Annotated in this window: 26 protein-coding genes and 1 tRNA gene; 4 read left to right on the top strand and 23 right to left on the bottom strand. The window is 65.0% G+C overall.

All coding sequences use genetic code 11. The features are described 5' to 3' along the window. Positions 1 to 63: 63 nt before the first annotated feature. The 16 genes from nuoI to AC3WRR_RS24545 all read right to left on the bottom strand — a co-directional run bounded on the left by nuoI (position 64) and on the right by AC3WRR_RS24545 (position 16,014). Positions 64 to 555 carry an NADH-quinone oxidoreductase subunit NuoI gene (gene nuoI / locus AC3WRR_RS24620; protein ID WP_010809124.1) on the bottom strand — a complete coding sequence of 164 codons (492 nt, stop codon included), beginning with the start codon at positions 553 to 555 and terminating at the stop codon, positions 64 to 66. 58 nt (positions 556 to 613) lie between these two features. Continuing rightward, on the bottom strand, positions 614 to 1,678 hold the full coding sequence (nuoH, locus tag AC3WRR_RS24615; protein ID WP_010809125.1) for an NADH-quinone oxidoreductase subunit NuoH: 1,065 nt from the start codon (positions 1,676 to 1,678) through the stop codon (positions 614 to 616). Between the two features lie 21 nt (positions 1,679 to 1,699). Beyond that, positions 1,700 to 4,066: an NADH-quinone oxidoreductase subunit NuoG gene (nuoG, locus tag AC3WRR_RS24610; RefSeq protein WP_492298361.1), complete on the bottom strand. Its 2,367-nt coding sequence runs from the start codon at positions 4,064 to 4,066 to the stop codon at positions 1,700 to 1,702. Positions 4,067 to 4,078: 12 nt separating this feature from the next. Then, positions 4,079 to 5,374, bottom strand: a complete 1,296-nt coding sequence (gene nuoF / locus AC3WRR_RS24605; protein WP_010809127.1) for an NADH-quinone oxidoreductase subunit NuoF — start codon at positions 5,372 to 5,374, stop codon at positions 4,079 to 4,081. 1 nt (position 5,375) lies between these two features. Further along, positions 5,376 to 5,873 (bottom strand): NADH-quinone oxidoreductase subunit NuoE, encoded by a 498-nt coding sequence (nuoE, locus tag AC3WRR_RS24600; protein WP_010809128.1) that lies wholly within the window; start codon positions 5,871 to 5,873, stop codon positions 5,376 to 5,378. Between the two features lie 186 nt (positions 5,874 to 6,059). Continuing rightward, positions 6,060 to 7,313 (bottom strand): NADH-quinone oxidoreductase subunit D, encoded by a 1,254-nt coding sequence (locus tag AC3WRR_RS24595; protein WP_010809129.1) that lies wholly within the window; start codon positions 7,311 to 7,313, stop codon positions 6,060 to 6,062. Between the two features lie 9 nt (positions 7,314 to 7,322). After that, on the bottom strand, positions 7,323 to 7,919 hold the full coding sequence (locus AC3WRR_RS24590) for an NADH-quinone oxidoreductase subunit C (RefSeq protein ID WP_010809130.1): 597 nt from the start codon (positions 7,917 to 7,919) through the stop codon (positions 7,323 to 7,325). 1 nt (position 7,920) lies between these two features. Further along, positions 7,921 to 8,403 (bottom strand): NuoB/complex I 20 kDa subunit family protein, encoded by a 483-nt coding sequence (locus AC3WRR_RS24585; RefSeq protein ID WP_008643342.1) that lies wholly within the window; start codon positions 8,401 to 8,403, stop codon positions 7,921 to 7,923. Positions 8,404 to 8,409: 6 nt separating this feature from the next. After that, entirely contained in the window at positions 8,410 to 8,769 is a 360-nt protein-coding gene (locus AC3WRR_RS24580; protein WP_010809131.1) for an NADH-quinone oxidoreductase subunit A, read from the bottom strand. A 166-nt stretch (positions 8,770 to 8,935) separates the two neighbouring features. Continuing rightward, positions 8,936 to 9,020, bottom strand: a tRNA-Leu gene (locus tag AC3WRR_RS24575). 187 nt (positions 9,021 to 9,207) lie between these two features. Next, a complete protein-coding gene (gene secG, locus AC3WRR_RS24570) occupies positions 9,208 to 9,582 on the bottom strand; it encodes a preprotein translocase subunit SecG (protein ID WP_010809132.1) in 375 nt (124 codons plus the stop codon). 63 nt (positions 9,583 to 9,645) lie between these two features. Then, positions 9,646 to 10,383, bottom strand: a complete 738-nt coding sequence (gene tpiA / locus AC3WRR_RS24565) for a triose-phosphate isomerase (RefSeq protein WP_011614855.1) — start codon at positions 10,381 to 10,383, stop codon at positions 9,646 to 9,648. A gap of 114 nt (positions 10,384 to 10,497) precedes the next feature. Then, positions 10,498 to 11,502: an NAD(P)H-quinone oxidoreductase gene (locus tag AC3WRR_RS24560; RefSeq protein ID WP_011614854.1), complete on the bottom strand. Its 1,005-nt coding sequence runs from the start codon at positions 11,500 to 11,502 to the stop codon at positions 10,498 to 10,500. A 184-nt stretch (positions 11,503 to 11,686) separates the two neighbouring features. Beyond that, on the bottom strand, positions 11,687 to 13,858 hold the full coding sequence (gene pnp / locus AC3WRR_RS24555; RefSeq protein ID WP_011614853.1) for a polyribonucleotide nucleotidyltransferase: 2,172 nt from the start codon (positions 13,856 to 13,858) through the stop codon (positions 11,687 to 11,689). 456 nt (positions 13,859 to 14,314) lie between these two features. After that, a complete protein-coding gene (gene rpsO / locus AC3WRR_RS24550) occupies positions 14,315 to 14,584 on the bottom strand; it encodes a 30S ribosomal protein S15 (protein ID WP_010809136.1) in 270 nt (89 codons plus the stop codon). A 173-nt stretch (positions 14,585 to 14,757) separates the two neighbouring features. Next, the gene (locus tag AC3WRR_RS24545; RefSeq protein ID WP_492298357.1) at positions 14,758 to 16,014 is read right to left on the bottom strand and encodes a branched-chain amino acid ABC transporter substrate-binding protein; all 1,257 of its coding nucleotides are present in this window, start codon (positions 16,012 to 16,014) and stop codon (positions 14,758 to 14,760) included. 203 nt (positions 16,015 to 16,217) lie between these two features. Here AC3WRR_RS24545 and AC3WRR_RS24540 point away from each other — a divergent pair, with 203 nt between their 5' ends. After that, positions 16,218 to 16,745 (top strand): hypothetical protein, encoded by a 528-nt coding sequence (locus AC3WRR_RS24540; RefSeq protein WP_010809138.1) that lies wholly within the window; start codon positions 16,218 to 16,220, stop codon positions 16,743 to 16,745. Positions 16,746 to 16,843: 98 nt separating this feature from the next. Here the strand turns inward: AC3WRR_RS24540 and AC3WRR_RS24535 are convergent, their stop codons facing one another. The 7 genes from AC3WRR_RS24535 to AC3WRR_RS24505 all read right to left on the bottom strand — a co-directional run bounded on the left by AC3WRR_RS24535 (position 16,844) and on the right by AC3WRR_RS24505 (position 24,565). Next, positions 16,844 to 18,385 (bottom strand): 2-isopropylmalate synthase, encoded by a 1,542-nt coding sequence (locus AC3WRR_RS24535; protein ID WP_010809139.1) that lies wholly within the window; start codon positions 18,383 to 18,385, stop codon positions 16,844 to 16,846. A gap of 335 nt (positions 18,386 to 18,720) precedes the next feature. Continuing rightward, positions 18,721 to 19,224: a peptidoglycan-binding protein LysM gene (gene lysM / locus AC3WRR_RS24530; RefSeq protein WP_010809140.1), complete on the bottom strand. Its 504-nt coding sequence runs from the start codon at positions 19,222 to 19,224 to the stop codon at positions 18,721 to 18,723. A gap of 124 nt (positions 19,225 to 19,348) precedes the next feature. After that, positions 19,349 to 20,248 carry a CDP-diacylglycerol--serine O-phosphatidyltransferase gene (pssA, locus tag AC3WRR_RS24525; RefSeq protein ID WP_010809141.1) on the bottom strand — a complete coding sequence of 300 codons (900 nt, stop codon included), beginning with the start codon at positions 20,246 to 20,248 and terminating at the stop codon, positions 19,349 to 19,351. A 25-nt stretch (positions 20,249 to 20,273) separates the two neighbouring features. Continuing rightward, entirely contained in the window at positions 20,274 to 20,924 is a 651-nt protein-coding gene (locus tag AC3WRR_RS24520) for a phosphatidylserine decarboxylase (RefSeq protein WP_010809142.1), read from the bottom strand. Between the two features lie 246 nt (positions 20,925 to 21,170). Then, a complete protein-coding gene (ilvC, locus tag AC3WRR_RS24515) occupies positions 21,171 to 22,187 on the bottom strand; it encodes a ketol-acid reductoisomerase (RefSeq protein WP_010809143.1) in 1,017 nt (338 codons plus the stop codon). Positions 22,188 to 22,310: 123 nt separating this feature from the next. Continuing rightward, entirely contained in the window at positions 22,311 to 22,802 is a 492-nt protein-coding gene (ilvN, locus tag AC3WRR_RS24510; RefSeq protein WP_010809144.1) for an acetolactate synthase small subunit, read from the bottom strand. Continuing rightward, positions 22,802 to 24,565, bottom strand: a complete 1,764-nt coding sequence (locus AC3WRR_RS24505; protein WP_041687231.1) for an acetolactate synthase 3 catalytic subunit — start codon at positions 24,563 to 24,565, stop codon at positions 22,802 to 22,804. The genes ilvN and AC3WRR_RS24505 overlap by 1 nt, the downstream gene beginning before the upstream one ends. Here AC3WRR_RS24505 and AC3WRR_RS24500 point away from each other — a divergent pair. Genes AC3WRR_RS24500 through AC3WRR_RS24490 form a run of 3 tightly spaced genes read left to right on the top strand, consistent with a single transcriptional unit; the run spans position 24,558 to position 26,720 of the window. Further along, complete coding sequence (locus AC3WRR_RS24500; protein ID WP_439668658.1) at positions 24,558 to 25,511, top strand: RNA polymerase sigma factor; 954 nt, start codon at positions 24,558 to 24,560, stop codon at positions 25,509 to 25,511. The genes AC3WRR_RS24505 and AC3WRR_RS24500 overlap by 8 nt on opposite strands. After that, on the top strand, positions 25,508 to 25,939 hold the full coding sequence (locus AC3WRR_RS24495) for a DUF3619 family protein (protein ID WP_011614851.1): 432 nt from the start codon (positions 25,508 to 25,510) through the stop codon (positions 25,937 to 25,939). The genes AC3WRR_RS24500 and AC3WRR_RS24495 overlap by 4 nt, the downstream gene beginning before the upstream one ends. A 1-nt stretch (position 25,940) precedes the next feature. Then, on the top strand, positions 25,941 to 26,720 hold the full coding sequence (locus AC3WRR_RS24490; protein ID WP_058698673.1) for a DUF3106 domain-containing protein: 780 nt from the start codon (positions 25,941 to 25,943) through the stop codon (positions 26,718 to 26,720). The last annotated feature ends 175 nt before the right edge of the window (positions 26,721 to 26,895 follow it).

Below are 26,895 nucleotides of genomic sequence, written 5' to 3'. Positions count from 1 at the left end.
GGCTGCCAGGTCTGCTGCTTGCGGCAGCCGCGAACCGGTCGTTACTTCTGTCGCTGCTTCGGCTTAGCGATACTTTGCGTCGGCAGCCTTCGCTGCGGCGATCTGCGGCTCGTAGCGGTCGCCCACTGCCAGCAGCATGTCCTTGGTGAAGTACAGGTCGCCGCGCTTCTCGCCGTGGTACTCCAGGATCTGCGTTTCCACGATGGCGTCGACCGGGCAGGCCTCTTCGCAGAAACCGCAGAAGATGCACTTGGTCAGGTCGATGTCATAGCGGGTCGTGCGGCGCGTGCCGTCGGCGCGCGCATCGGACTCGATCGTGATGGCCAGCGCCGGGCACACCGCCTCGCACAGCTTGCAGGCGATGCAGCGCTCTTCCCCGTTGGGGTAGCGGCGCAGCGCGTGCAGACCACGGAAGCGCGGCGAGATCGGCGTTTTCTCTTCCGGGAACTGGACGGTGATCTTGCGCGCGAAGAGATAGCGGCCGGTCAGGGCCATGCCCTTGAAGAGTTCCTTCAGGAGCAGGCTGTTGAAGAAGTCCTTGATGGCGAGCAGCATGATGCTTCCTAGTATTTCCACACGGCGCGCGCCCCGGCGCGCACCGTCGTTTGGCCGTTCAGTGCCAGATGTTCCAGGGCGACTTGATCCAGATCGCCACGATGATCAGCCACGCCACCGTCAGGGGGATGAACACCTTCCAGCCCAGGCGCATGATCTGGTCATAGCGGTAGCGCGGGAACGAGGCACGGATCCAGATGAAGACGGACAGCAGCAGGAATACCTTGATCACCAGCCAGAAGAAGCCCGGGATCGCGTTGGTCAGCACGCTGTCGATCGGGGGCGCCCAGCCGCCCAGGAACATCAGCGCGGTCATCGTCGAGATGATGATCATGTTGATGTACTCGGCCAGGAAGAACAGCGCGAAGCCCATGCCCGAATACTCGATCATGTGGCCGGCCACGATTTCCGACTCGCCTTCCACCACGTCGAACGGGTGGCGGTTGGTTTCGGCCACGCCCGAGATGAAGTAGACGCCGAACATCGGCAGCAGCGGCAGCCAGTTCCACGACAGGATGTTGATGCCCATGTCGGCAAAGTAGCCGGTGTTCTGGCCGTTGACGATGGCCGACAGGTTCAGGCTGCCGGCAACCATCAGCACCGTCACCAGCGCAAAGCCCATGGCGATTTCATACGACACCATCTGGGCCGCGGCACGCATGGCGCCGATGAAGGCGTACTTGGAGTTCGAGGCCCAGCCTGCCAGGATCACGCCGTACACGCCCACCGAGCTGATCGCCATCACGTACAGCAGACCGGCGTTCACATCCGCCAGCACCACTTCAGCCTGGAACGGAATCACGGCCCAGACCGCCACGGCGGGCATCAGCACCATCAGCGGGGCAATCAGGTACATGCCCCGGCTGACCTGCGTGGGCATCATGACTTCCTTGAGCAGCAGCTTCAGCACGTCGGCAATCGGCTGCAGCAGGCCCAGCGGACCCACGCGGTTCGGGCCGATACGGACGTGCATCCAGCCGATCAGCTTGCGCTCCCACAGGATCAGGTAAGCCACGCACAGCAGCAGCGGCACCACGATGATCACGGCGCGAATCAGGATCCACAGCGGCGTCCAGTAGGCACCCAGCAGGCCCTGTCCTTGCGAGGTAATCCAGTCAATCATGTCTTGTTCTCGCTCTTGTTCTTACGCCGTGGCCACGGTGCCGGTGGCCGGCGCCAGGTCAATGGCCTTCTCTACGGTGACCGTGCCGTACATCGCGCCCAGGCTCATGGCCGCCGGCGTCGCCGCCGGCACGCGCACGGTGTTGGCCGGGAGCGTGGCTTCGAGCACGGCCGGCAGCACCACGCTGCCCTGCCCTTGCGTGACCCGCACCGGATCGCCGGACTGGATGCCAAGGCTGGCGAACAGGTCGGCCGGCAGCGCGATCTGCATGGCGCGGCGCGCGGCAGCGCTCAGCTGCAGCGACTCGGCGCGGCGCACGATCGGATCGGCGTGGTAGATCGGCACATCGGCAATGCGTTCGATGCCGTTGGCGGCAGCGGCGGCCACGCGGATCGGCGCGTCGGTGGCGTTGTCCAGCTGCGCATCGACCGGGGCCGACAGCACTTCGGCACGCACCGATTCGGCGGTTTCGTAGTCGAAGCCGGCCACGTCCAGCAGGTTGCCCAGCACGCGCAGCACCTTCCAGCCCGGACGCGATTCGCCCAGCGCGCGCACCACGCCGTTGAAGCTCTGCGGCTTGCCTTCGCAGTTGACGAAGGTGCCGGCGGTTTCCGTGAACGGCGTCACCGGCAGGATCACGTCGGCGTACTGCATGGCCGCTTCCGAACGGAACGGCGACAGCACCACCACCGTGCCGGCCTGGGCCAGCGCGGCCAGCGCCTTGCGCGGGTCGGCGGCGTCGAACTCGGGTTCGGTGTTCAGCAGGATGTAGGCCTTGCGCGGCGTGTCCAGCATCGCCTGCGCATTGGCGCCGCCCTGCCTGGGCAGCGCGCCGGCGACATAGCCGCCGACGGTATTGGCGGCTTCGGTCAGGAAGCCCAGCGTCGCACCGGTTTCGGTGGCGATCCACTGTGCCAGCGCGTGCAGCGCCGAGAACTGCGGATGGCGCACGGCCTCGTTGCCGAGGAACACCGCACGGCGCTCGCCCGACAGCAGCGCTTCCGCCACCTTGCCAGCGGCTTCGCCACCGTCGAAACCTTCAGTGCCGGCCGGGGCAGCGACGCCCTTGGCGGCAGCCACGGCACGGGCCACGCCGGCGAGCGCCGCGGTCCAGCCGGACGGCGCCACGTCGATGCGGGCGGCCACGGGCATCAGCAGGTCTTCACCGCCGGCACCCAGCACCGCCACGCGGGCACCCTTCTTGGTAGCCTGGCGCAGGCGCGAGGCCAGCAGCGGATGATCCTTGCGCAGCGACGAGCCGATCACCAGCACGCGTTGCAGGGTGGTCACGTCGGCCACCGGCATGCCCAGCCACGGCGCGCCCTTCAGTGCCGCCGAGAAGTCGGTCTGGCGCAGGCGGAAGTCGACATTGTCGCTGCCCAGGCCGCGCATCAGCTTGCCCAGCAGGAACAGCTCTTCCAGCGTGCTGTGCGGGCTGGCCAGCGCGGCGATCTGGTCGGCGCCATGATCGCGCTTGATGCTGGCGAGGCCGTTGGCCACATATTCGAGCGCGGTCTGCCAGTCGGTTTCCATCCATTCGCCGCCCTGCTTCAGCAGCGGGCGGGTCAGGCGGTCGGCGCTGTTCAGGCCTTCATACGAGAAGCGGTCCTTGTCGGAGATCCAGCACTCGTTGATGTCTTCGTTTTCCAGCGGCAGCACGCGCATCACGCGCTGGTTCTTGGTCTGCACCACCAGGTTCGCGCCCAGGCCGTCGTGCGGCGACACCGACTTGCGGCGCGCCAGTTCCCAGGTGCGGGCCGAGTAGCGGAACGGCTTGCTGGTCAGCGCGCCGACCGGGCACAGGTCGATCATGTTGCCCGACAGTTCCGAGTCGACGGTCTTGCCGACGAAGGTGGTGATTTCCGAATGCTCGCCGCGGCCCAGCATGCCCAGCTCCATCACGCCGGCCACTTCCTGGCCGAAGCGCACGCAGCGGGTGCAGTGGATGCAGCGGGTCATCTCCTCCATGGAGATCAGCGGGCCCACGTTCTTGTGGAACACCACGCGCTTCTCTTCCTTGTAGCGCGACTCCGAGGCACCGTAGCCCACGGCCAGGTCCTGCAGCTGGCATTCGCCGCCCTGATCGCAGATCGGGCAGTCGAGCGGGTGGTTGATCAGCAGGAATTCCATCACGGACTTCTGCGCCTTGACCGCCTTCTCCGAATTGGTGAAGACCTTCATGCCGGGGGTCACCGGCGTGGCGCAGGCAGGCAGCGCCTTCGGGGCCTTTTCGACCTCGACCAGGCACATGCGGCAGTTGGCCGCGATGGACAGTTTGCGGTGGTAGCAGAAGTGCGGGATGTAGGTGCCCAGCTTGCGGGCTGCTTCCATCACCAGGCTGCCTTCAGCAACCTCAACCTTCTTGCCGTCGATCTCTAGTTCAACCATGTTCTGCCACGCTTAGATGTAGGCCGGAACCATGCACTGCTTGTGTTCGACGTGATATTCGAACTCTTTCCAGTAGTGCTTGAGCATGCCGCGGACCGGCATCGCCGCGGCATCGCCGAGCGCGCAGATGGTGCGGCCCATGATGTTTTCCGCGACGTTGTTGAGCAGGTCCAGGTCTTCCTGGCGCCCCTCTCCGTGTTCGATGCGATTGACCATGCGGTAGAGCCAGCCGGTGCCTTCACGGCACGGCGTGCACTGGCCGCACGATTCCTCAAAATAGAAGTACGACAGGCGCAGCAGCGAGCGGACCATGCAGCGCGTCTCGTCCATCACGATCACAGCGCCCGAGCCCAGCATCGAGCCGGCCTTGGCGATCGAGTCGTAGTCCATGTCGGACGCCATCATCAGGTCGCCCGGCACCACCGGCGCGGACGAACCGCCCGGGATCACCGCCTTGATGCGCTTGCCGCCGCGCATGCCGCCGGCGAGCTCCAGCAGCTTGGCGAACGGCGTTCCCAGCGGGATCTCGTAATTGCCGGGACGTTCGACGTCACCCGAGATCGAGAAGATCTTGGTGCCGCCGTTGTTCGGCTTGCCCAGCTTCAGGTAGTTCTCGGGGCCGACGGCCAGCAGGAACGGCACCGCGGCAAACGTTTCCGTGTTGTTGATGGTGGTCGGCTTGCCGTACAGGCCAAAGCTGGCCGGGAAAGGCGGCTTGAAACGCGGCTGGCCCTTCTTGCCTTCCAGCGATTCGAGCAGCGCGGTTTCCTCGCCGCAGATATAGGCGCCGTAGCCGTGGTGCGCGTGCAGCTGGAAATCGAAGCCCGAACCCAGGATGTTGTCGCCCAGGAAGCCGGCAGCGCGCGCCTCTTCGAGCGCTTCCTCGAAGATCTTGTACTCGTTCCAGATCTCGCCGTGGATGTAGTTGTAGCCCACGGTGATGCCCATCGCATACGCGCCGATGGCCATGCCTTCGATCAGCGAGTGCGGGTTGTAGCGGATGATGTCGCGGTCCTTGAACGTGCCGGGCTCGCCTTCATCGGTGTTGCAGACCAGGTATTTCTGCCCCGGGAACGTGCGCGGCATGAAGCTCCACTTCAGGCCGGTCGGGAAGCCCGCACCGCCGCGGCCCCGCAGGCCCGAGGCCTTGACGTCGGCGATCACCTGCTCGGGCGGGATCTTCTCGGTCAGAATGCGCTTCAGTTGCTGGTAGCCGCCACGCTTGACGTAGTCTTCCAGGTGCCAATTCTTGCCGTCCAGGCCGGCCAGGATCAGCGGCTGGATATGGCGGTCGTGCAGACTGGTCATGTTACTTGCCCCCCTTGGCAGCTTCGGCTTTCAGCTCGTCGACGAGCGCGTCGAGCTTGTCGTCGCTCATGAAGCTGCACATGCGGGTGTTGTTGACGATCATCACCGGCGCGTCGCCGCAAGCGCCCATGCACTCGCCCTCTTTCAGGGTGAAGCAGCCGTCAGCGGTGGTCTCGTTGTAGTCGATCCCGAGCTTGCGCTTCAGGTACTCGCCGGCCCGCTCGCCGCCCGACAGGGCGCACGGCAGGTTGGTGCAGACGGCGAGCTTGAATTTGCCCACCGGCTTGGTGTCATACATGTTGTAGAAGGTCGCCACCTCTTCCACCCACACGGGCGGCATCTCGAGATAGCTGGCGACGAACTGCATGACTTCGGGGGAAACCCAGCCCACCTCGCCCTGCGCCACGGCAAGCGCCGCCATCACGGCCGACTGCTTCTGGTCGGCCGGATACTTCGCGATCGCGCGATCGATTTCCTTGAGAGCTTCTGCTGATAGCATGGTCATTGCAGTAAAACGGCGTCAGGCAGCGCCACCGGGCGTTCCCTTCCGCAGGTTTGCAGCCGTCGCTGCCCGTTCCGCCGGCAGGCCTGAGGCCGTACCGGTCCGCCGCGGGTCTTCCGCCCGCTCCCCCTGGGGAGCGCCGCGGAAAGCGCCCGGATCGTCGTCCGGGCCGGCGGTCCGTGATTAGCGGTCGATCTCGCCGAAGACGATGTCTTGCGTGCCGATGATCGTTACCGCGTCAGCAATCATGTGTCCCTTGGCCATTTCGTCGAGCGCGGCCAGGTGAGGGAAACCAGGTGCACGGATCTTCAGGCGGTACGGCTTGTTGGCCCCGTCCGAGATCGCGTAGATGCCAAATTCGCCCTTCGGATGCTCCACCGCTGCATACGCTTCGCCTTCCGGCACGTGCATGCCTTCGGTGAACAGCTTGAAGTGGTGGATCAGTTCTTCCATGTTGGACTTCATGTCCACGCGCGAGGGCGGCGCCACCTTGTGGTTGTCGGTGATCACCGGACCCGGGTTGCGGCGCAGCCATTCCACGCACTGCCTGATGATGCGGTTGGACTGGCGCATCTCTTCCACGCGCACCAGGTAGCGCGCGTAGCAGTCGCCGCCCACGCCCACCGGCACGTCGAAGTCCAGCTTGTCGTACACCTCGTACGGCTGCTTCTTGCGCAGGTCCCACTCGATGCCGGAGCCACGCAGCATCGGGCCGGTAAAGCCCATCTGCAGCGCACGTTCCGGGCTGACCACGCCGATATCCACCAGGCGCTGCTTCCAGATCCGGTTGTCGGTCAGCAGCGTCTCGTATTCGTCGACGTACTTCGGGAACCGGTTGGTGAAGTCCTCGATGAAGTCCAGCAGCGAGCCCGAACGCGCCTCGTTCATGGCCTTGATGGCGCGCTCGTTGTGTACCTTGGAGGCACGATATTGCGGCATCGTGTCAGGCAGGTCGCGGTAGACGCCGCCCGGACGGTAGTAGGCCGCGTGCATGCGCGCGCCCGACACCGCCTCGTACATGTCGAACATGTCCTCGCGCTCGCGGAAGGCGTACAGGAACACCGCCATCGCGCCCACGTCCAGCGCGTGCGAGCCGATCCACATCAGGTGGTTCAGCAGGCGGGTGATCTCGTCGAACATCACGCGGATGTACTGCGCGCGCACCGGCACTTCCAGGCCCAGCAGGCGCTCGATCGCCATCACGTAGGCGTGCTCGTTGACCATCATCGACACATAGTCGAGTCGGTCCATGTACGGCACGCTCTGGATCCAGGTCTTCTGCTCGGCCAGCTTCTCGGTGGCACGGTGCAGCAGGCCGATATGGGGGTCGGCGCGCTGGATGACTTCGCCGTCCAGCTCCAGCACCAGGCGCAGCACGCCGTGCGCAGCCGGGTGTTGCGGGCCGAAGTTCAGGGTGTAGTTCTTGATGTCTGCCATGGCGCGTTATCAGTGCAAGCCGCCGTAGTTGTCCTCGCGGATCACGCGCGGGGTGATTTCGCGCGGCTCGATCGTGACCGGCTGGTAGATGACCCGCTTCTGCTCCGGGTCGTAGCGCATCTCGACGAAGCCCGAGACCGGGAAATCCTTGCGGAACGGATGGCCGACGAAACCGTAGTCGGTCAGGATGCGGCGCAGGTCCGGATGGCCATCGAACACGATGCCGTAGAAATCGAAGGCTTCACGCTCGAACCAGTTGACGCCGTTCCACACGTCGATCAGCGACGGCAGCACCGGGAAATCATCGTCCGGGGCGAACACGCGCACGCGCAGGCGCCAGTTGTGGGTGATCGACAGCAGCTGCGAAACCGCGGCAAAGCGCAGGCCGTCCCAGGCACCGTCGCCGTACTCGGAATAGTCCACGCCGCACAGGTCGATCAGCTGCTCGAAGCGCAGCGACGGATCGTCGCGCAGGATGCGGGCAACTTCGAGGTAGTCGTCGGCCTTGACGATCAGCGTCAGTTCGCCGGTCGCCTCGATCAGGTTCTGCACGCGCTTGCCGAGAGCTTTCTCGAGCGCGGCCTTCAGGATGTCAAGCTTCGCCATTTCAGCCCTTGCGCGCGATGGTGTTGGTGCGCTTGATCTTGTTCTGCAGCTGGATCACGCCGTAGATCAGCGCCTCGGCCGTCGGCGGGCAGCCCGGCACGTAGATATCCACCGGCACGATGCGGTCGCAGCCACGCACCACCGAGTACGAGTAGTGGTAGTAACCGCCGCCATTGGCGCACGAGCCCATCGAGATCACCCAGCGCGGTTCTGCCATCTGGTCGTAGACCTTGCGCAGCGCGGGGGCCATCTTGTTGCACAGCGTGCCGGCCACGATCATCACGTCCGACTGGCGCGGCGACGGGCGGAAAATCACGCCGAAGCGGTCCATGTCGTAGCGCGCGGCGCCGGCATGCATCATTTCCACGGCACAGCAGGCCAGGCCGAAGGTCATCGGCCACAGCGACCCGGTGCGGGTCCAGTTGATCAGCTTGTCAGCGGTAGTCGTGACAAAGCCTTCGTTGAGAACGCCTTCGATTGCCATTTCACATCACTCCCAATCGAGCGCGCCCTTTTTCCAGATGTAGACGAAGCCCACGATGAATTCCAGCAGAAACACGCCCATGGCGATGAAACCCGGCCAGCCGATATCCCTCAGGGCGACACCCCACGGAAACAGGAAGGCGGTTTCGAGGTCGAACAGGATAAACAGGATGGCGATGAGGTAGTAGCGCACATCGAACTTCATGCGCGCGTCCTCGAACGCTTCGAAGCCGCACTCGTACGGCGACAGCTTCGCGGGATCGGGCTTGTTCGGACCGAGGATCCGACCGATCGACATCAGCGCCACGCCAAGCACGACACCGAAGATGATGAAGATGAGAACGGGGAAGTAGGCTTCGAGATTCAAGGTACGGCCAGCCTTATCTGGAATGTTGTCAACAGCACCAGCTGAAGCGGCGTCCTGTTGCCCACCCCAGGCGCTAAGCCATGAGCCTCATGGCGCGCCGCCTTGCGGACTGCCGGAGCCCCACGCTCGGGTGCATTGCCCGGCCAGGGACTCCGATCAAGTTGTTTGGTGCCGACGGCGAGACTCGAACTCGCACAGCTTTCGCCACTACCCCCTCAAGATAGCGTGTCTACCAATTTCACCACGTCGGCTGGGGGAGAAACAATATTGCCTGGCGCCGGGTTTTCAGGCCCTTCAGGTCCGTTGCAGAGGCTTTCGTCTTTGCTCGGAACCCATCGCTGGGGAATCGTTTCAAGCCTTGCATTCTAACCCAGATTTCTTGCTTTGTTCAACGCACAACTGCAAAAAAACTCAGGAATCCGCCGCAAGGCTTACGGATTATTTCGGTACAGCGGGAGCTGCCGGCGCTGATGCATCAGCGGCCGCTGCCGGGGCTGCAGCGGGAGCCGAAGCACCTGCCACTGCGGGCGCCGAAGCCGGCGCCGCGCCCATCACGCCCAGCGATGCAGCCGGCTTGTAGTTGCCCAGCAGCGTCAGCGCCAGCGTGCAGACGAAGAACAGCGTGGCCAGCACGGCGGTGGTGCGCGACAGGAAGTTTGCCGAGCCGGTGGCACCGAACAGGCTGCCCGAGGCACCCGAACCGAATGCCGCGCCGACATCGGCGCCCTTGCCATGCTGGATCAGCACCAGGCCAATCACGCCCAGCGCCGACAACACCTGCAGCACCACCAACAAAGTCTTGAAGATTGCCATTTGATTTAGATAAGCCTTACTGGCTGGTTACTTGCCTGATCGGTCGATCGGAACGGCCGGCATTCAGGCGTTGCCGATCGCGAGAAAATCTGCCGACTTCAGCGAGGCGCCGCCAATCAGGCCCCCGTCGATATCGGTCATGGAAAACAGTTCGGCCGCATTGTCCGGCTTGACGCTGCCGCCGTACAGGATGGCCATGCGCTCGGCCACGCCCGCGTCGCGCGCGGCAACCTGGCCGCGCAAGAACGCGTGCACCGCCTGCGCCTGCTCGCTGGTGGCGGTCTTGCCGGTGCCGATCGCCCAGACCGGCTCATAGGCCAGCACCACGCGGCTCAGCTGCTCCACCGTCAGCGCGTCCAGCACGGCCTGCAGCTGCCTGCCGACCACCGCTTCGGTTTCGCCCGCCTCGCGCTGGGCCAGTGTTTCACCCACGCAGACTACCGGGACGATGCCGAATTCCAGCGCGCGCAGCGCCTTGGCCGCGACGGTCTGGTCGGTTTCGCCATGATAGGTGCGGCGCTCCGAGTGGCCGACCAGCACATAAGTGCAGCCAAACTCACCCACCATCGATGCCGAGACTTCACCGGTGAAGGCGCCGCGCGCCTCTGCCGACACATCTTGTGCGCCCCAGGCCACTTGCGAGCCATTCAGCAACGCCTGGCATTGTGCAAGATAGGGGAACGGCGCGCAGACCGCCAGCGTCGCCTTGGCCGCGCCAGCCTTGATGCCCTCCAGCAGCGCCGCGTTTGCAGCCAGGCTGCCATGCATCTTCCAATTGCCGATGACGAGCTTTTGTCTCACGAAGTGCCCCTCCCAAATCAAACCCGCTATTGTAGCTTGTGGCGGGGGCACGGCGCTACCGCCGCCCGATGGCGGCGGGCGGCAGCATTGGCCACATGCAACGCTCGATGTGCCTTACCAGGTCAGCACGATCTTGCCGATATGCTCGCTCGACTCCATCAGGCGATGCGCATCGGCCGCCTGCGCGGCCGGGAACACCTCGTGGATCACCGGCTTGATCCTGCCGGCGGCCAGCAGCGGCCACACCTGCTCGTGCAGTGCCGCGGCGATCTTGCCCTTGAACGATGCCGGGCGCGGACGCAGCGTGGAGCCGGTCACGGTGATGCGCCGGCGCAGGATATCGCCCAGCGGGATCTCGGCCTTGGCGCCACCCAGCAGCGCAATGATGACGATGCGGCCATCGTCGGCGATGCACTTCAGCTCGCGCGCCAGGTACGGGCCGGCAACCATGTCGAGGATCACATCGACACCGTTGCCGCCGGTCAGCGCCGACACCTCGGCGACGAAGTCCTGCGTCTTGTAGTTGATCGCGCGATCGGCGCCCAGGTCTTCGCAGGCCTTGCATTTCTCATCGGTGCCGGCGGTGACGAACACCTTGTAGCCCAGCGCCTTGGCGATCTGGATCGCGGTCGTACCGATGCCGCTGGAGCCGCCCTGGATCAGCAGGGTCTCATCCTTGCCGCGCGGGCCCTGGCCCAGGCAGCCGCGGTCGAACACATTGCTCCAGACGGTGAAGAAGGTCTCGGGCAGCGCCGCGGCCTCGATATCGCTCAGGCCTTGCGGCGCGGGCAGGACCTGTGCCAGCGGCGCCGTGCACAGCTGTGCGTAGCCGCCGCCCTGCACCAGCGCGCAGACGCGGTCGCCCACCTTCAGGCCGAAGCGGTTGTCGGCATGCGACAGGTCGCCGCCCACCACCACGCCCGCCACTTCCAGGCCGGGCAGGTCCGAAGCACCCGGCGGCACGGGGTAGTTGCCGGTGCGCTGGAATACGTCCGGACGGTTGACGCCGGCGGCAGCCACGCGGATCAGGACCTCGCCCGCCCCCGCAACCGGGTCGGGACGCTCGGTCAGCTGGAGGACTTCGGGGGCACCGTATTCGCGGATCTCGATGGCTTGCATGCTGCTCTGCTCCTTGTACTTGTCTTGGCGCGGGTCGACGATGCGTCGCGCCAGGGTCGGTGTGAGCCTTGGCTCGATAGGGTTGCCGGCAGTGTAAACAAAAAAACGGCTGGACATCGTCCAGCCGTTTTTTTGGCGGCGCCACCTTGCGGCGGCACCTGCGGGCAATCCTGCCCCGCTGGCTTTACTGCTGTTCCGAGCCTTCGGCCGGAGCCGCCGGCGCGGCGGCTTCGCCGGCGTTGATCGGGCTGATGCTGCCGCCCTCTTCGGTCAGCGCGGCCTTCAGCGACAGGCGCAGGCGGCCCTTCTCGTCAGCCTGGATCAGCTTGACGCGGACCTGCTGGCCTTCCTTCAGCCAGTCCTTGATGTCCTTGACACGCTCGTTGACGATTTCCGAGATGTGCAGCAGGCCATCCTTGCCCGGCAGGATGTTGACGATGGCGCCGAAGTCCAGCAGCTTCAGCACGGTACCGGCGTAAATCTTGCCCACTTCGGCTTCCGCGGTGATGCCCTCGATGCGGCGCTTGGCTTCGGCCATGCCGTCGGTCGAGGTCGACGCGATCGTGATCGTGCCGTCTTCCTGGATGTCGATGGTGGTACCGGTTTCCTTGGTCAGCGCCTGGATGGTCGAGCCGCCCTTGCCGATCACTTCGCGGATCTTGTCCGGATGGATCTTCATGGTGATCATGCGCGGAGCGTGCGCCGACAGTTCGGTGCGGGCGTGGCCCATCGCTTCCTGCATCTTGTGCAGGATGTGCAGGCGGCCTTCACGGGCCTGCGCCAGCGCGACCTGCATGATCTCCTTGGTGATACCCTGGACCTTGATGTCCATCTGCAGCGCGGTGATGCCGTTGTCGGTACCCGCCACCTTGAAGTCCATGTCGCCCAGGTGATCTTCATCGCCCAGGATGTCGGTCAGCACGGCAAACTTGTTGCCTTCCAGGATCAGGCCCATGGCCACGCCGGCCACGTGTGCCTTGACCGGAACGCCGGCGTCCATCAGCGCCAGGCAGCCGCCGCAGACCGAAGCCATCGACGACGAGCCGTTGGATTCGGTGATTTCCGAAACCAGGCGGATGGTGTAGGCGAATTCATCGTCCTTCGGCAGCACCGGGATCAGTGCGCGCTTGGCCAGGCGGCCGTGGCCGATTTCACGGCGCTTCGGGCTGCCCACGCGGCCGGTTTCACCGGTGGCGAACGGGGGCATGTTGTAGTGGAGCATGAAGCGGTCGCGGTATTCGCCGGCCAGTGCGTCGATGATCTGCTCGTCGCTCTTGGTGCCGAGCGTGGCCACCACCAGCGCCTGCGTTTCACCACGGGTGAACAGCGCCGAGCCGTGCGCGCGCGGCAGCACCGACGAGCGGATCTCGATCGGGCGCACCGTGCGGGTGTCGCGGCCGTCGATACGCGGCTCGCCGGCCAGCACCTGGCCGCGCACGATCTTGGCTTCGAGGTCGAACATGATGTTGCCGACTTCCACCTTGTCGGCTTCCACGCCGGCGGCTGCCAGCGCGGCCGCCACGTTGGCGTTTACTTCCTTCAGCTTCTGGCTGCGGGCCGACTTCTGGCGCAGCTGGTAGGCTTCCTGCAGCAGCGGCAGCGCAACTTCGGTGACCTTGGCGATCAGCGGCTCGTTCTTGGCGGCCGGGGCCCAGTCCCACTCGGGCTTGCCGCCTTCGCGCACCAGCTCATGGATGGCGTTGATCGCGATCTGCATTTGCTCATGGCCATAGACCACGGCGCCCAGCATGACGTCTTCCGACAGCTGGTTGGCTTCCGATTCCACCATCAGCACGGCGCGCTCGGTACCGGCGACCACCAGGTCCAGGTCCGAGGTGGCGAGCTGCGAGCGGGTCGGGTTGAGCAGGTACTGGCCATCCTTGTAGCCCACGCGCGCGGCGCCAACCGGGCCGTTGAACGGGATGCCCGACACGGCCAGCGCGGCCGACGCGCCGATCAGCGCGGGAATGTCAGCGGGCACTTCCGGGTTCAGCGACACCACGTGGATCACCACCTGGACGTCGTTGTAGAAGCCTTCCGGGAACAGCGGGCGCAGCGGACGGTCGATCAGGCGCGAGGTCAGGGTCTCGTTTTCCGACGGACGGCCTTCACGCTTGAAGAAGCCGCCGGGGATCTTGCCGGCCGCGTAGGTCTTCTCGATGTAGTCGACGGTCAGCGGGAAGAAGTCCTGGCCCGGCTTCGGGTTCTTGGCGGCGACCACGGTCGCCAGCACCACGGTGTCTTCCACATCGACCAGCACGGCACCGCCGGCCTGGCGGGCGATTTCGCCGGTTTCCATGCGGACCGTGTGCTGGCCCCACTGGAATTCCTTGACGATCTTGTTGAACATGGACATGTGCATTCCTTGGCTTGCGTGCAGGCCGCGCAATCACGCAATAACACGCGCACGGCCTGCGACGCCTGCGTTCTCAGCCGCAGGCAAACTGCCGGGTCGCCGGTCGCAGTCGCAGGGAAGTGCTATGCCATTCCAGCACGGCACCGGCGTTGCCGATGCCGATGCCGTGCTGGAATGACACAAAGCCCTGTTTCCTTGGCCGGTCCGGGGTATTGAAAACAAAAAAAGAACAACTTACTCCGTTGCGCAGCTTGCTGCAACGGGCGCCCGGTGAATCAGAATGTCCGCCGGGCGGCGTGAAGCGAAAATCACTCCATCAACTGCCCGCATCTCTGGGCAAGGCCGATTCACCCCGCCAGAAATGCAAAATGCCTGCCCCAGCATTGCTGAAGCAGGCATCGAGGCCTCACGCGAAACCGTGCAAACCCTGGAATCGCGCTGCCATCGGGCGCAACCTTACTTGCGCAGGCCCAGCTTTTCGATCAGGGCGCGGTAACGGTCGGCGTCGTTGGACTTGAGGTAGTCCAGCAGGCGGCGACGGCGGCTCACCATGCGCAGCAGACCGCGGCGGCTGTGGTGATCCTTCATGTTGGCCTTGAAGTGCGGGGTCAGTTCGTTGATGCGGGTGGTCAGCAGGGCCACTTGCACTTCGGGGCTGCCAGTGTCGTTGGCGCCACGTGCGAACTGCTTGATGACTTCGGACTTGTTGATATCGGCAACTGCCATGATGATTTCCTTTCACTTGCGAACGCTACAGCGCGGGATGCGCCGCATGCGTCGTGCCATGTGTTGACTGGCTACCGCCGCCACCGGGCCAACGGCCAGGCAACGACAGCCGCGGATTATAGCCGAAAAGCCGCGGCAGGAATACCGGGCGGCCCGTGCGGGCGCGCTGGCGCTCAGGGGCGCTCCATCCGGCACGTGGTGGGCAGCGTGGTCTGCGCGGCCTTGAGCTTGCGCACGGTACGGAAGCCATAACCCGAGCCCTCGTTGTCGAAGCGCACTGCCCCGCCCTGGCGCTCCATCACCGACACGTACAGCGGCTGCAGCACCTGGTGGTCGTCGGCGCGCACGGTGGCCTCGTGGAACTGGTTGACGTAGCGCATGTTCTCGAGCGCGCCCGCCACCTTGACCGCATCGGTGGAACCGGCCTGCTCGATCGCGCGCGCCAGCATTTCCACCATCATCTGCATGCGCAGGTGGACGTAGTCGTCCTTCGGCTCCGGATAGCGCACGCGGAACTGCTGGTAGAACGCGTCCGACGCCGCCCCGCCCACATTCGGGTGCCACTCGGCCACCGCCAGCACGCGGCCCACGCCGGCATCGCCCATCGCCGCGGGCGCGCCCAGGCCATTGCCATAGAAGGTGTAGAACTTGGCCTGCAGTCCGCCTTCGCGTGCGGCCTTGACCATCAGCGTCAGGTCGTTGCCCCAGTTGCCGGTGATGACCGCGTCCGCCCCGCTCGCCTTGATCTTGGCGATATAGGGCGCAAAGTCCTTGATCTTGCCGATCGGGTGGAACTCGTCGCCCACGATCTGGATATCCGGCCGGCGCGCCGCCAGCATCTCGCGAGCCGAGCGCGACACCTGGTGGCCGAAGCTGTAGTCCTGGTCGATCAGGTACACCTTGCGCACCGACTGGTCCTGGCGGATCACCTCGGTCAGCGCCTGCATGCGCATGTCGGCACTGGCGTCAAAGCGGAAATGCCAGAAGCTGCAGTTCTCGTTGGTCAGGCTGGGATCGACCGCCGAGTAGTTCAGGAACAGCACGCGCGCGTCGGGCTGGCGCGCATTGTGGCGGTTGATGGCCGACACCAGCGCGCCGGCCACGGCCGAGCTGTTGCCCTGCAGGACAAAGGGAATGCGCTTGTCGGTCAGGGCCCGCAACTGGATCAGGCTCTCGTCGACATTGCCCTTGCTGTCAAAGGTGACCAGCTCCATGGGCCGCGCACCCTCGGCGGTCTTCACGCCGCCGCGCGCATTGATGCGCTCGATTGCCAGGCGCAGGTTGCGCGTCACGGCTTCGCCCGCGTTGGCAAACGGGCCGGACAACCCGTCGATCATGCCCAGCCGGATCGGCTCTTGAGCCGACGCGCCCGCCGCTGCCGCCAGCAACAACCCGCCCAGCCATCCACGCCACCGTGCCGCAACCTTCATGTTCTCTCCCGGAAAGCGCAGGATAGTACGGCAGCGACCGGTTGCGGGCAAATGCCACCGGGCCCGATCATTGGCCGCAGTTTCCGCGAGGAAAGCGCCAGCTTGCGGGAAGATCCACTGAAAAGCAGCGCCCGGCGCACACAAGCGCGGAGGCCGCACTACACTTGCGGTATTCACCATCCACGCATCGACCGAGGTTCGCCATGAATTCTGTCATCGCCAACGGCGCGCGCCGGCTCATGCTGGCGCTGGGCGCCGCCATGCTGTCTGCCTGCACCACGCTGATGCCGGTACCGGAAGGCACCAGGCTGGTGGGCCAGCCGCAGGCCGCAGTACAGGCTGCGTTCGGGCCGCCCACCGATGTGTTCCAGCTGCGCGACGGTACCTCGCGCTGGATCTACACCAAGCAGCCGCTGGGCCAGTACGCCTATGGTGCCGACTTCGACCGCAACGGCAACCTGACCCGCTTCAGCAATGTGCTGTCCACGCTGGAACTGTACAAGGCGCAGGTCGGCACCTGGACCAAGCAGGATGTGGCCGAGCATTTCGGCATGACGCGCCTGCCGGTCGAGTACTACCCGCTGATGCGGCGCGAGGTCTGGTCCTACCGCTTCCGCCATGAAGACGTGTGGCCGTCGCTGTACCACTTCTATTTCGACGACGCCGGCATCCTGCGCCAGACCCAGATCACGCCCGACCCGATGTACGACCCCGACGAGCGCCGCCGCTGAGCCATGAAAAAAGCCCGCCATCCCCGGGTCGGGAATGGCGGGCCTGGTCCGGACGCTCAGGCCGGGTAAGCCTTCCGCCGTCTACGCAGGGGCCTGGGTCAGATCTGCGGATTGATCTTTTGCACAGCCTTGTCGTGCAGCTTGTTCAGCGCGGCCAGGTAGGCCTTGGCCGAGGCGGCGACGATATCCGGGTCGGTGCCCACGCCGTTGACGATGCGGCCGGCCTTGGACAGGCGCACGGTGACTTCGCCCTGGGCCTCGGTGCCGCCGGTGATGGCATTCACCGAATAGAGCACCATCTCTGCGCCGCTGGACACGCGTGATTCAATCGCATGCAGGGTGGCGTCGACCGGACCGTTGCCCTCGCCCTCGCCGCTCTGCTCCTGGCCGTCCATGCTGAACACCACGCGCGCATGCGGGCGCTCACCGGTCTCGGAGCGCTGCGACAGCGAGATAAAGCGGAAGTGCTCGTTGGCATCGTGCTGGGCCTCGTTCGAGACGATGGCGACGATGTCCTCGTCGAAGATCTCGGCCTTCTGGTCGGCCAATTCCTTGAAGCGGGTGAAGGCGGCGTTGACTTCGGTTTCGCTTTCAAGCTCGATGCCAAGCTCCTGCAGGCGCTGCTTGAAGGCATTGCGGCCCGACAGCTTGCCCAGCACGATCTTGTTGGCGCTCCAGCCCACATCCTCCGCACGCATGATCTCGTAGGTGTCGCGCGCCTTGAGCACGCCATCCTGGTGGATGCCCGAGGCATGCGCGAAGGCATTGGCACCCACGACGGCCTTGTTCGGCTGCACCACGAAACCGGTGATCTGCGACACCAGCTTCGAGGCCGGCACGATCTGCGTGGTATCCACGCCGATATCGAGGTCGAAATAGTCGCGGCGGGTCTTCACCGCCATCACCACTTCTTCCAGGCTGGTGTTGCCGGCGCGCTCGCCCAGGCCGTTGATGGTGCATTCGATCTGGCGCGCGCCTGCCATCTTGACGGCGGCCAGCGAGTTGGCCACGGCCATGCCCAGGTCGTTATGGCAGTGCACCGACCAGATCGCCTTGTCCGAGTTGGGAATGCGCTCGCGCACCGAGCGGATCAGCTCGGCGTAGCCTTCCGGCACGGCATAGCCCACGGTATCCGGCAGGTTGATGGTGGTCGCACCCTCGGCGATCACGCCTTCCAGCACGCGGCACAGGAAGTCCATGTCCGAGCGGCTGCCGTCTTCCGGCGAGAACTCGATATCGTCGGTGAACTGGCGCGCAAAGCGCACCGCCAGGCGGGCCTGCTGGTACACCTCGTCCGGCGTCATGCGCAGCTTCTTCTCCATGTGCAGCGCGGAGGTGGCGATGAAGGTGTGGATGCGGAACGAGTTGGCCGGCTTGAGCGCCTCGGCGGCGCGGGCAATGTCCTTGTCGTTGGCACGGGCCAGCGAGCAGATGGTCGAGTCCTTGACCACCTGCGCGATCGAGCGGATGGCCTCGAAGTCGCCGTTGGAGCTCGCCGCGAAACCGGCCTCGATCACATCGACCTTCAGGCGTTCCAGCTGGCGTGCGATGCGGATCTTTTCCTCGCGGGTCATCGAGGCGCCGGGCGACTGCTCGCCGTCACGCAAGGTGGTGTCGAAAATGATGAGTTTGTCAGACATTTTGTGGAGCTCCTGATTGCTTGTCGTGTGCTGTCCCCGGCATGCTGCGTCCGGGGCCTACCGCCTGTTCCGCGCTCCACGGCTGTGGAATGCAAAACGCCCCGGCGTGCATGGAGCAGGCCGGGGCGTTGGAAAAATTCCTTGCGGATTTCGCGCTAAGGGGTAAGTCCGTCCTTAGCGCGCGCGCGTCCCGACCTGATGGCCTAGTAGGCCACCTAGGGTGGTGCGGGCGATTAGAACTTGGCGCGAAATCATGCCAGCGACTATAGCCGAGTTGGCGCGCCCGTGCAATACAGGGTTTAGCCCATATTGCCCGGACCCGCCAGCGGCACGGATCAGCCCTTGGGCGGAATGCGCAGCTTCTGGCCCGGATAGATCTTGTCCGGGTGGCTCAGCATCGGCTTGTTGGCCTCGAAGATCTTGTTGTACTCGGCACCGTTGCCGTAAGCAGCCTGGGAGATCGCCCACAGCGTGTCGCCCTTGACCACGGTATGCCAGCTCGATTCCGCGGATTCGACGTTGACGGACATCTTGTCCTCGACCTTGTCCACGCCCTCGACATTGCCGGCGCACAGGATGATCTTCTCGCGCGTGGCCTGGTCCGGTGCCACGCCGAACACGGTGACCAGCCCCTGCGAGCCGTCCACCTGCACCATCAGCCCGGTGGCATCCAGGCCCATCTTCCTGATGTAGCCCTCGATCGCATCGCCCGCGGCGCGATTGGCGGCATCGACCTTCTCCGCCGACGCATCCGCCGCGGCGGCCTCTTGCGCGGCCTTGGCCTCGCCCGTGCCGAACAGCTTTTCTCCCGCTTCCTTGATGAAGTCGAACATGCCCATGACATCCTCCTGACGGTGAGTGGAAAACACTGCAGAGTGCCACGCCTTGATGGCCGCGGCATGAAAACAATTGTGAATCCGGAAATGCATGAAGGGCGCCTGAGCGCCCTTCTGCCTGAAACGTCTAAGAAGCCTTGCCGCCGTTCTCGCGCTGCTTCTTCTCGATGGCCGGCTTGCCGTGCATCGCCCGCCAGGCCCATAGCACATAGCCCGAGATCGCATAGGCCACGAACAGGCCGAACAGCGCCACCGGCGGATCGGTGGACACCACCACGAACAGCACCAGGACCAGCACCATCATGCCGAACGGCACGCGGTAGCGAACGTCAAGCGCCTTGCCGCTGTAGAACGGCGCGTTGGACACCATCGACAGGCCGGCGTACAGCGTGATGCCGAACGCCACCCACGGCATCCACAGCTCCTTGACCGGCAGCTTGTTGTCGATCACCAGCCAGACGAAGCCCGCGACCAGCGCGGCGGCGGCCGGGCTGGGCAGGCCCTGGAAGAAGCGCTTGTCTACCACGCCGATGTTGGCGTTGAAGCGCGCCAGGCGCAGCGCAGCGCAGGTGCAGTAGACAAAGGCTGCGATCCACCCCCACTTGCCCAGGTCATGCAGGATCCACTCATACATCACCAGCGCCGGCGCAACCCCGAAAGAGGTCATGTCCGACAGCGAGTCATACTGCTCGCCAAACGCACTCTGCGTATTGGTGATGCGCGCCACGCGCCCGTCCATGCCGTCCAGCACCATCGCCGCGAAGATGGCGATGGCCGCCGCATCGAAGCGCATGTTCATGGCCTGGACGATGGCGAAGAAACCCGCGAACAGCGCCGCAGTGGTGAACGCGTTGGGCAGCAGGTAGATGCCGCGCCGGCGCGGACGCTGATAGACGATGTCGTGGTCGTCGGCGGCTTCGTCATCGAAGTTGTCGTCGGCGCCGCGCAGCTGGTTATGGCGGAACGGCCGCAGGTGGGTCACGTTGCCGCTGCTGCTGCGCTTGTTACGTCGATGGAAGGCAACCATCACAGTCCTCCGGTCAGGCTGTCTCTCACTTCACGTCGAGTTCGGCGAGGATGGTCGACGAGGCCGATACCTTCTCGCCGATGGTCACGCGCGGACGCGCATCGAGCGGCAGGTAGACGTCCACGCGCGAGCCGAAGCGGATAAAGCCGTAGCGCTGGCCGCGCGAGAGGTTGTCGCCCACCTTGGTGTAGCACAGGATGCGGCGAGCCACCAGGCCGGCCACCTGCACCAGCGTCACCAGCTGGCCGTCCGCAGCGCGCCGGATCAGCACGGCATTGCGCTCGTTCTCGACCGAGGCCTTGTCCATGTCGGCGTTGACGAACTTGCCGGGGAAATATTCGACCTTCTCGACCGCGCCATCGACCGAGACCCGGTTCGAGTGCACGTTGAAGACGTTCATGAAGACGCTGATCTTCAGCGCCTCGCGGCCGGCGTACGGGTCCTGGGTCTTTTCGACCACGACGATGCGGCCGTCCGCGGGGGCCAGCACCGCGTTGGGCTGCGACGGGATCGGGCGCGGCGGATCGCGGAAGAACTGGAGCACGAATACCGTGATGATCCACAACGGCAACGCCCACCAGAAGCCCGCGCTGGCGTGCACCAGCAGCGAGATGACAAAGGCGCCGGCCAGGAACGGCCAGCCTTCACGGGCGATCAGCGGATGAGGATAGTTCATGCAGTACAGGTGTCGGTGGATACAAGACCATGGCAAGGCGGCGCGGCGGCGGCAATAGCCGCCATCGGGCGGCGCCCCCGTGGTCGCGGAGCAGGATAATGCACGCCTTGCCCAAAGTCTGACAAGCATAACAAAAAGCCGTTCAGGTCCCGCGACTCCCCTCTGATAATAGAAGGGCGTGGCACGGAACGCTGAACGGCTTCGGCCCGCCGCCGTGCGGCGCGGGCCATCAGACAGCGATGCAGCTTAGTTCTTCGACTGGTCGACCATCTTGTTCTTGGCGATCCACGGCATCATCGCGCGCAGCTTGGCACCCACTTCCTCGATCTGGTGCTCGGCCGTCAGGCGGCGGCGCGAGATCAGCGTCGGGGCGCCGGCCTTGTTCTCCAGCAGGAAGCTCTTGGCGTACTCGCCGGTCTGGATGTCGGTCAGGCACTGCTTCATCGCCTTCTTGGTCTCTTCGGTCACCACGCGCGGGCCGGTGACGTACTCACCATATTCCGCGTTGTTGGAGATCGAATAGTTCATGTTGGCGATGCCGCCTTCGTAGATCAGGTCGACGATCAGCTTCAGTTCGTGCAGGCACTCGAAGTAGGCCATTTCCGGCGCGTAGCCGGCTTCCACCAGGGTTTCGAAGCCAGCCTTGATCAGCTCGACGGTACCGCCGCACAGCACGGCCTGCTCGCCGAACAGGTCGGTTTCGGTTTCTTCGCGGAAGTTGGTCTCGATGATGCCGGCACGGCCGCCGCCGTTGGCGGTGGCGTACGACAGCGCGATGTCACGGGCGGCGCCGGACTTGTTCTGGTGCACGGCGATCAGGTGCGGCACGCCGCCACCTTGCGTGTACGTGGCGCGCACGGTGTGGCCCGGGGCCTTCGGCGCGATCATGATCACGTCCAGGTCGGCGCGCGGGATCACGGCACCGTAGTGCACGTTGAAGCCGTGGGCGAAGGCCAGCGCCGCGCCTTCCTTGATGTTGTCGTGCACTTCGTTCTTGTACACGTCGGCGATCTGCTCGTCCGGCAGCAGGATCATGACCACGTCGGCACCCTTGACGGCCTCGGCCACTTCCTTCACTTGCAGGCCGGCGTTGGCAGCCTTGTTCCACGACGCGCCGCTCTTGCGCAGGCCGACCGTCACATTGACGCCCGAATCCTTCAGGTTCAGCGCGTGGGCATGGCCCTGCGAGCCATAGCCGATGATGGTGACGTTCTTGCCCTTGATCAGGGAGAGGTCGGCGTCCTTGTCGTAAAACACTTTCATGATGATTCCTTCAATCTCTGTCTTTTGTATGAGGGGGGCGGCATCCTCGGACGCATCGTGTGCGTCCGGATCGCGCCGCCCCGGGGATGCTGCGTGAAGCCGTATGGGTGAGCCGGGGCCCGGTCAGACCTTCAGGATGCGCTCGCCGCGGCCGATGCCCGAGCCACCGGTACGGACGGTCTCGAGGATGGCGGTGCGGTCGATGGCGTCCAGGAACGCATCGAGCTTGACGCCGTTGCCGGTCAGCTCGATGGTGTAGGTCTTCTCGGTGACATCGATGATGCGGCCGCGGAAGATGTCGGCGGTGCGCTTCATTTCCTCGCGCTCCTTGCCCACCGCGCGCACCTTGACGAGCATCAGCTCGCGTTCGATGTGCGCGCCTTCGGTCAGGTCGACCACCTTGACCACTTCCACCAGGCGGTTCAGGTGCTTGGTGATCTGCTCGATCACGTCATCCGAGCCGGAGGTGACAATGGTCATGCGCGACAGCGAGGCATCCTCGGTGGGTGCCACGGTCAGCGTCTCGATGTTATAGCCGCGGGCCGAGAACAGGCCCACCACGCGCGACAGCGCGCCCGGTTCGTTTTCCAGCAGGACCGAAATGATGTGACGCATTACAGGTCCTCCGCGCCGAGCAGCATTTCGGAAATGCCCTTGCCCGCCTGGACCATCGGCCAGACGTTTTCGGTGGGATCGGTCTGGAAGTCCAGGAACACGGTACGGTCCTTCAGGCGGAACGCCTCGCGCAGCGCCGGCTCGACGTCCGACGTCTTCTCGACGCGCATGCCGACGTGCCCGTAGGCCTCGGCCAGCTTGACGAAATCGGGCAGCGCGTCCATGTAGGAGTGCGAGTAACGGTTGTCGTACTCGATCTCCTGCCACTGGCGCACCATGCCCAGGTAGCCATTGTTGAGCGAGCAGATCTTCACCGGGGTGTCGTACTGCAGGCAGGTCGACAGTTCCTGGATGCACATCTGGATCGAGCCTTCACCGGTGATGGTGACGACTTCCTTCTCCGGGAACGCCTTCTTGATGCCCATTGCGTACGGCAGGCCCACGCCCATCGTGCCCAGGCCGCCGGAATTGATCCAGCGGCGCGGCTCGTCGAACTTGTAGAACTGCGCGGCCCACATCTGGTGCTGGCCGACGTCGGAGCAGATAAAGGCGTCGCCCTTGGTCAGTTCCCAGATCTTTTCCACCACGTACTGCGGCTTGATGATCTCGGAGCTGCGGTCGTACTTCAGGCAGTCCACCGAACGCCATTGCTCGATCTGCTCCCACCATTTGGCGAGCGCTTCGCGCTTGGGCTTGATATCGCTGGCCTTGATCTGGGCGATCAGTTCCTGCAGCACGTCCTTGACGTTGCCGACGATGGGGATGTCGACCTTGACGCGCTTGGAGATCGACGACGGATCGATGTCGATATGGATGATCTTGCGCGCCTGCGAGGTGAAGTGCGCCGGGTTGCCGATCACGCGGTCGTCGAAGCGGGCACCGATGGCGATCAGCACGTCGCAGTTCTGCATGGCCATGTTGGCTTCATACGTGCCGTGCATGCCGAGCATGCCGACGAACTGCTTGCTGGTGCCGGGGAACGCGCCCAGGCCCATCAGCGTGTTGGTCACCGGGTGGCCGGTCAGCGCCGCCAGCTGGCGCAGCTCGTCGCTGGCATTGGCCAGCACCACGCCGCCGCCGGTGTAGATATACGGACGCTCGGCGCCTTGCAGCAGGGCCACGGCCTTGCGGATCTGGCCCGAGTGGCCCTTGTTCACCGGGTTGTACGAGCGCATGTCGATCGACTTGGGGTACTCGTACTTGCAGGCATTGCGCGAGACATCCTTGGGGATGTCCACCACCACCGGGCCCGGACGGCCGGTCGCGGCAATGAAGAACGCCTTCTTGATGGTCGCGGCGAGGTCGCGCACGTCCTTCACCAGGAAGTTGTGCTTGACGATCGGGCGGGTAATGCCGACCGTGTCGCACTCCTGGAAGGCGTCCTGGCCAATGGCGTGGGTCGGCACGTTGCCGGTGATCACCACCATCGGGATCGAGTCGAGGTACGCGGTGGCAATACCGGTGACGGCATTGGTCACGCCGGGACCGGAGGTCACCAGCGCCACGCCCACCTTGCCGGTTGCCCGTGCATAGCCGTCTGCGGCATGAACCGCGGCCTGCTCGTGGCGCACCAGGATGTGCTCGAACTTGGTTTGCTTGTGGAGCTCGTCGTAGATATACAGCACTGCGCCGCCGGGGTAGCCCCAGACGTACTCGACGCCTTCTTCGGCAAGTGCGTGAACGAGAATTTCCGCCCCGATCATTTCGGGTGCGGCAGATGAATTGCTGTCTGCGTGGGAGAATTCCGCGCTGGGCATGTTCATTTCAGTCCTTTGCAATTTTCGGCAAAAAATTGTTTGGATGCTCTCTGCCGGGCTTGTGGCTCGGGTTCAAGCGGTGCGCGTCTGCATGGAAGACCGCCTCATAAGCGGCCGGATGAGACAACCACTGATGTCGTGTGAACCGACGATGATACTGCAATGCACCAGCGCGGTCTACGGTTGTTTTTGCCCTGCGCATGAGGGATTTTCCGGAGTTGCGGCGGATTTTTTGCGCGCCGCAATGTATTTGCAGCAATACAAAGTGGTACAGGGGGTCGTTTTTTTGCTAGCATCGCAGCACCTCGAATGTGCCACGGGCCGTACGCAGCACATTCACCAGAACCGGGCATTTGTCCCGCAGCAACGAGCCGCAACCGCCCGAATGGCCACCGACCAGGAACTGTCCGATTTTCTTGCCAGCGTCGAGCGCCGCGCCTTCAAGCAGGCCGTATTTGCGGTCCGCGACGACGACGCCGCGCTGGACATTGTCCAGGACGCCATGATCAAGCTGGCCGAGAAGTACGGCGACAAAGGCGCCGCCGAGCTGGCGCCGCTGTTCCAGCGCATCCTGCAGAACACCATCCACGACTGGTTCCGCCGCCAGAAGGTGCGCAACACCTGGGTCTCGCTGTTTTCCAGTCTGCGCGACGACCGCGACGGCGACGACAATGACCTGCTTGAGACGCTGGAGGCACAGGCCGGCTCCGAATCGGCCGAAAGCAGCGCCGACAAGGTCGAGCGCGCCCAGGTCATGCACATCATCGAGCAGGAAATCCAGCGCCTGCCGACGCGTCAACGCGAGGCATTCCTGATGCGTTACTGGGAAGATATGGACGTCGCCGAAACCGCCGCCGTAATGGGGTGCTCCGAAGGCAGCGTCAAGACGCACTGTTCCCGTGCCACGCATACACTTGCGCAGGCCCTGCGCGCACGGGGGGTCCGACTATGAGCAGAAACGAAAAAGAAATCCGCGAACGCCGGTTTGCCCAAGAGATTCGGGCGGCACTCGATGCCGGCACCGACGACCTGCCGGCCGACATCACCGAAAGGCTCGCCGCTGCGCGCCGGATGGCGGTCGCCCGCAAGAAGGCCGAGGCGCCCGTGCTGGTCCCGCAACTGGCCATGCCCGGCGCGCACGTCCCGCTGTTTGATGAAGACAGCTCCCCGCTGTACCGCGCCGGCGCCTGGCTGCGCCGCCTTGGCCTGATCTGGACGCTGGTGGCGCTGGCCGCCGGCCTGATCGGCATCTATCACTGGCAGGAGCAGAAGCGCATCGAGGAACTGGCCGATATCGACGCCGCCATGCTGCTCGACGATCTGCCGCCCACGGCCTACGCCGACGAGGGCTTCCACGTATTCCTGAAGCGCGGGCAATAGCATGGCGCGCGCAATATTCCACCCCGACGCCTTGCGCCGCCGGCTGGCCGCGCTGCTGGCCGGTGCCGGCGCAGCCGCCTGCTGGGGCCTGCTGCCGCCCGCGGCGCATGCCCAGGGGGCTTCGGCGGTGACAGCGCCTGCGGCCGCGCAGGCAACCAATGCCCGGCCGGCCTGGGCCGATCTGAGCCCGGTCAACCAGCGCATCCTGGCCCCGCTGCAGCCGCTGTGGGACAGCCTGCCGGAACTGAACCGCCACAAGTGGCTGCGCATCGCCGAGCGCTACCCCAAGTTCTCCCCGGCCGAGCAGGCCCGGCTGCAGGCGCGCATGGCGGAATGGGTCAAGATGACCCCGCAGCAACGTCGGCTGGCGCGCGAGAACTACCAGATCACCCGCTCGCTGCCGGCCGAGAAAAAGGCCGAGGCCTGGGACAAGTACCAGCAGCTGCCTGAAGAGCAGAAAAAGAAGCTGGCCGCCACCGACCACGTGCCGCGCCGCCCCGGCGCTGTCAGCGCGCTGCCCAGCGGCAAGCGCCTGCCCAGCGAAACCAGCCGCCAGTTCCACCGCGAGCCGAAAACGGCCAGCGCCGCAGCGGGTCGCAGTGGCCACGCTGCCGGCAAGCCCGCCAGCGAAGCCCAGGCGCAACCGGCCTCCGCGCCCGCGGCCGTGACCGCCGCCTCGGCGCCGGCCGCCTCGCCACCGGCAGCGCTCGCCGCACCGGCATCCGCAGCCGAGGTCGCCACCGAAGCGGCCGCGGCTTCCGACGCCACCGTGCGCCAGTAATCCCCACGTCATTTGGCATAATGGCCGTCTCACGCCGGCCAGCGCAGCAAGGCCGGCCCCGACTGACCCGCGCCGGCACCGCCATGCCCCCGTGCGCCAGCCCAGCCTTCTTCGCCTTCCATGCCCGCTGCCACCCTCGATCCCAAGCCCGCCGCAGCCGCCCCCCCCCCCCCCC

Source organism: Cupriavidus sp. FW305-3-2-15-C-LB2, from assembly GCF_058787575.1.
Note: the sequence above shows the minus strand (reverse complement) of the source record. Positions and strands in the feature narration are given on the sequence as shown.

What these genes read in the sequence shown, in the direction of transcription:
- nuoG (WP_492298361.1), bottom strand. Translation starts at nt 4,066, where the DNA reads ATGGTTGAACTAGAGATCGACGGCAAGAAGGTTGAGGTTGCTGAAGGC.
- AC3WRR_RS24505 (WP_041687231.1), bottom strand. Translation starts at nt 24,565, where the DNA reads ATGAACATGCCCAGCGCGGAATTCTCCCACGCAGACAGCAATTCATCT.
- AC3WRR_RS24585 (WP_008643342.1), bottom strand. Translation starts at nt 8,403, where the DNA reads ATGGCAATCGAAGGCGTTCTCAACGAAGGCTTTGTCACGACTACCGCT.
- AC3WRR_RS24560 (WP_011614854.1), bottom strand. Translation starts at nt 11,502, where the DNA reads ATGCAAGCCATCGAGATCCGCGAATACGGTGCCCCCGAAGTCCTCCAG.
- nuoE (WP_010809128.1), bottom strand. Translation starts at nt 5,873, where the DNA reads ATGCTATCAGCAGAAGCTCTCAAGGAAATCGATCGCGCGATCGCGAAG.
- AC3WRR_RS24545 (WP_492298357.1), bottom strand. Translation starts at nt 16,014, where the DNA reads ATGAAGGTTGCGGCACGGTGGCGTGGATGGCTGGGCGGGTTGTTGCTG.
- AC3WRR_RS24590 (WP_010809130.1), bottom strand. Translation starts at nt 7,919, where the DNA reads ATGGCGAAGCTTGACATCCTGAAGGCCGCGCTCGAGAAAGCTCTCGGC.
- ilvC (WP_010809143.1), bottom strand. Translation starts at nt 22,187, where the DNA reads ATGAAAGTGTTTTACGACAAGGACGCCGACCTCTCCCTGATCAAGGGC.
- AC3WRR_RS24490 (WP_058698673.1), top strand. Translation starts at nt 25,941, where the DNA reads ATGGCGCGCGCAATATTCCACCCCGACGCCTTGCGCCGCCGGCTGGCC.
- nuoF (WP_010809127.1), bottom strand. Translation starts at nt 5,374, where the DNA reads ATGACCAGTCTGCACGACCGCCATATCCAGCCGCTGATCCTGGCCGGC.
- AC3WRR_RS24495 (WP_011614851.1), top strand. Translation starts at nt 25,508, where the DNA reads ATGAGCAGAAACGAAAAAGAAATCCGCGAACGCCGGTTTGCCCAAGAG.
- rpsO (WP_010809136.1), bottom strand. Translation starts at nt 14,584, where the DNA reads ATGGCAGTTGCCGATATCAACAAGTCCGAAGTCATCAAGCAGTTCGCA.
- pnp (WP_011614853.1), bottom strand. Translation starts at nt 13,858, where the DNA reads ATGTCCATGTTCAACAAGATCGTCAAGGAATTCCAGTGGGGCCAGCAC.
- pssA (WP_010809141.1), bottom strand. Translation starts at nt 20,248, where the DNA reads ATGGTTGCCTTCCATCGACGTAACAAGCGCAGCAGCAGCGGCAACGTG.
- AC3WRR_RS24595 (WP_010809129.1), bottom strand. Translation starts at nt 7,313, where the DNA reads ATGGCAGACATCAAGAACTACACCCTGAACTTCGGCCCGCAACACCCG.
- ilvN (WP_010809144.1), bottom strand. Translation starts at nt 22,802, where the DNA reads ATGCGTCACATCATTTCGGTCCTGCTGGAAAACGAACCGGGCGCGCTG.
- nuoI (WP_010809124.1), bottom strand. Translation starts at nt 555, where the DNA reads ATGCTGCTCGCCATCAAGGACTTCTTCAACAGCCTGCTCCTGAAGGAA.
- AC3WRR_RS24500 (WP_439668658.1), top strand. Translation starts at nt 24,558, where the DNA reads ATGTTCATTTCAGTCCTTTGCAATTTTCGGCAAAAAATTGTTTGGATG.
- lysM (WP_010809140.1), bottom strand. Translation starts at nt 19,224, where the DNA reads ATGGGCATGTTCGACTTCATCAAGGAAGCGGGAGAAAAGCTGTTCGGC.
- AC3WRR_RS24535 (WP_010809139.1), bottom strand. Translation starts at nt 18,385, where the DNA reads ATGTCTGACAAACTCATCATTTTCGACACCACCTTGCGTGACGGCGAG.
- AC3WRR_RS24520 (WP_010809142.1), bottom strand. Translation starts at nt 20,924, where the DNA reads ATGAACTATCCTCATCCGCTGATCGCCCGTGAAGGCTGGCCGTTCCTG.
- secG (WP_010809132.1), bottom strand. Translation starts at nt 9,582, where the DNA reads ATGGCAATCTTCAAGACTTTGTTGGTGGTGCTGCAGGTGTTGTCGGCG.
- nuoH (WP_010809125.1), bottom strand. Translation starts at nt 1,678, where the DNA reads ATGATTGACTGGATTACCTCGCAAGGACAGGGCCTGCTGGGTGCCTAC.
- AC3WRR_RS24540 (WP_010809138.1), top strand. Translation starts at nt 16,218, where the DNA reads ATGAATTCTGTCATCGCCAACGGCGCGCGCCGGCTCATGCTGGCGCTG.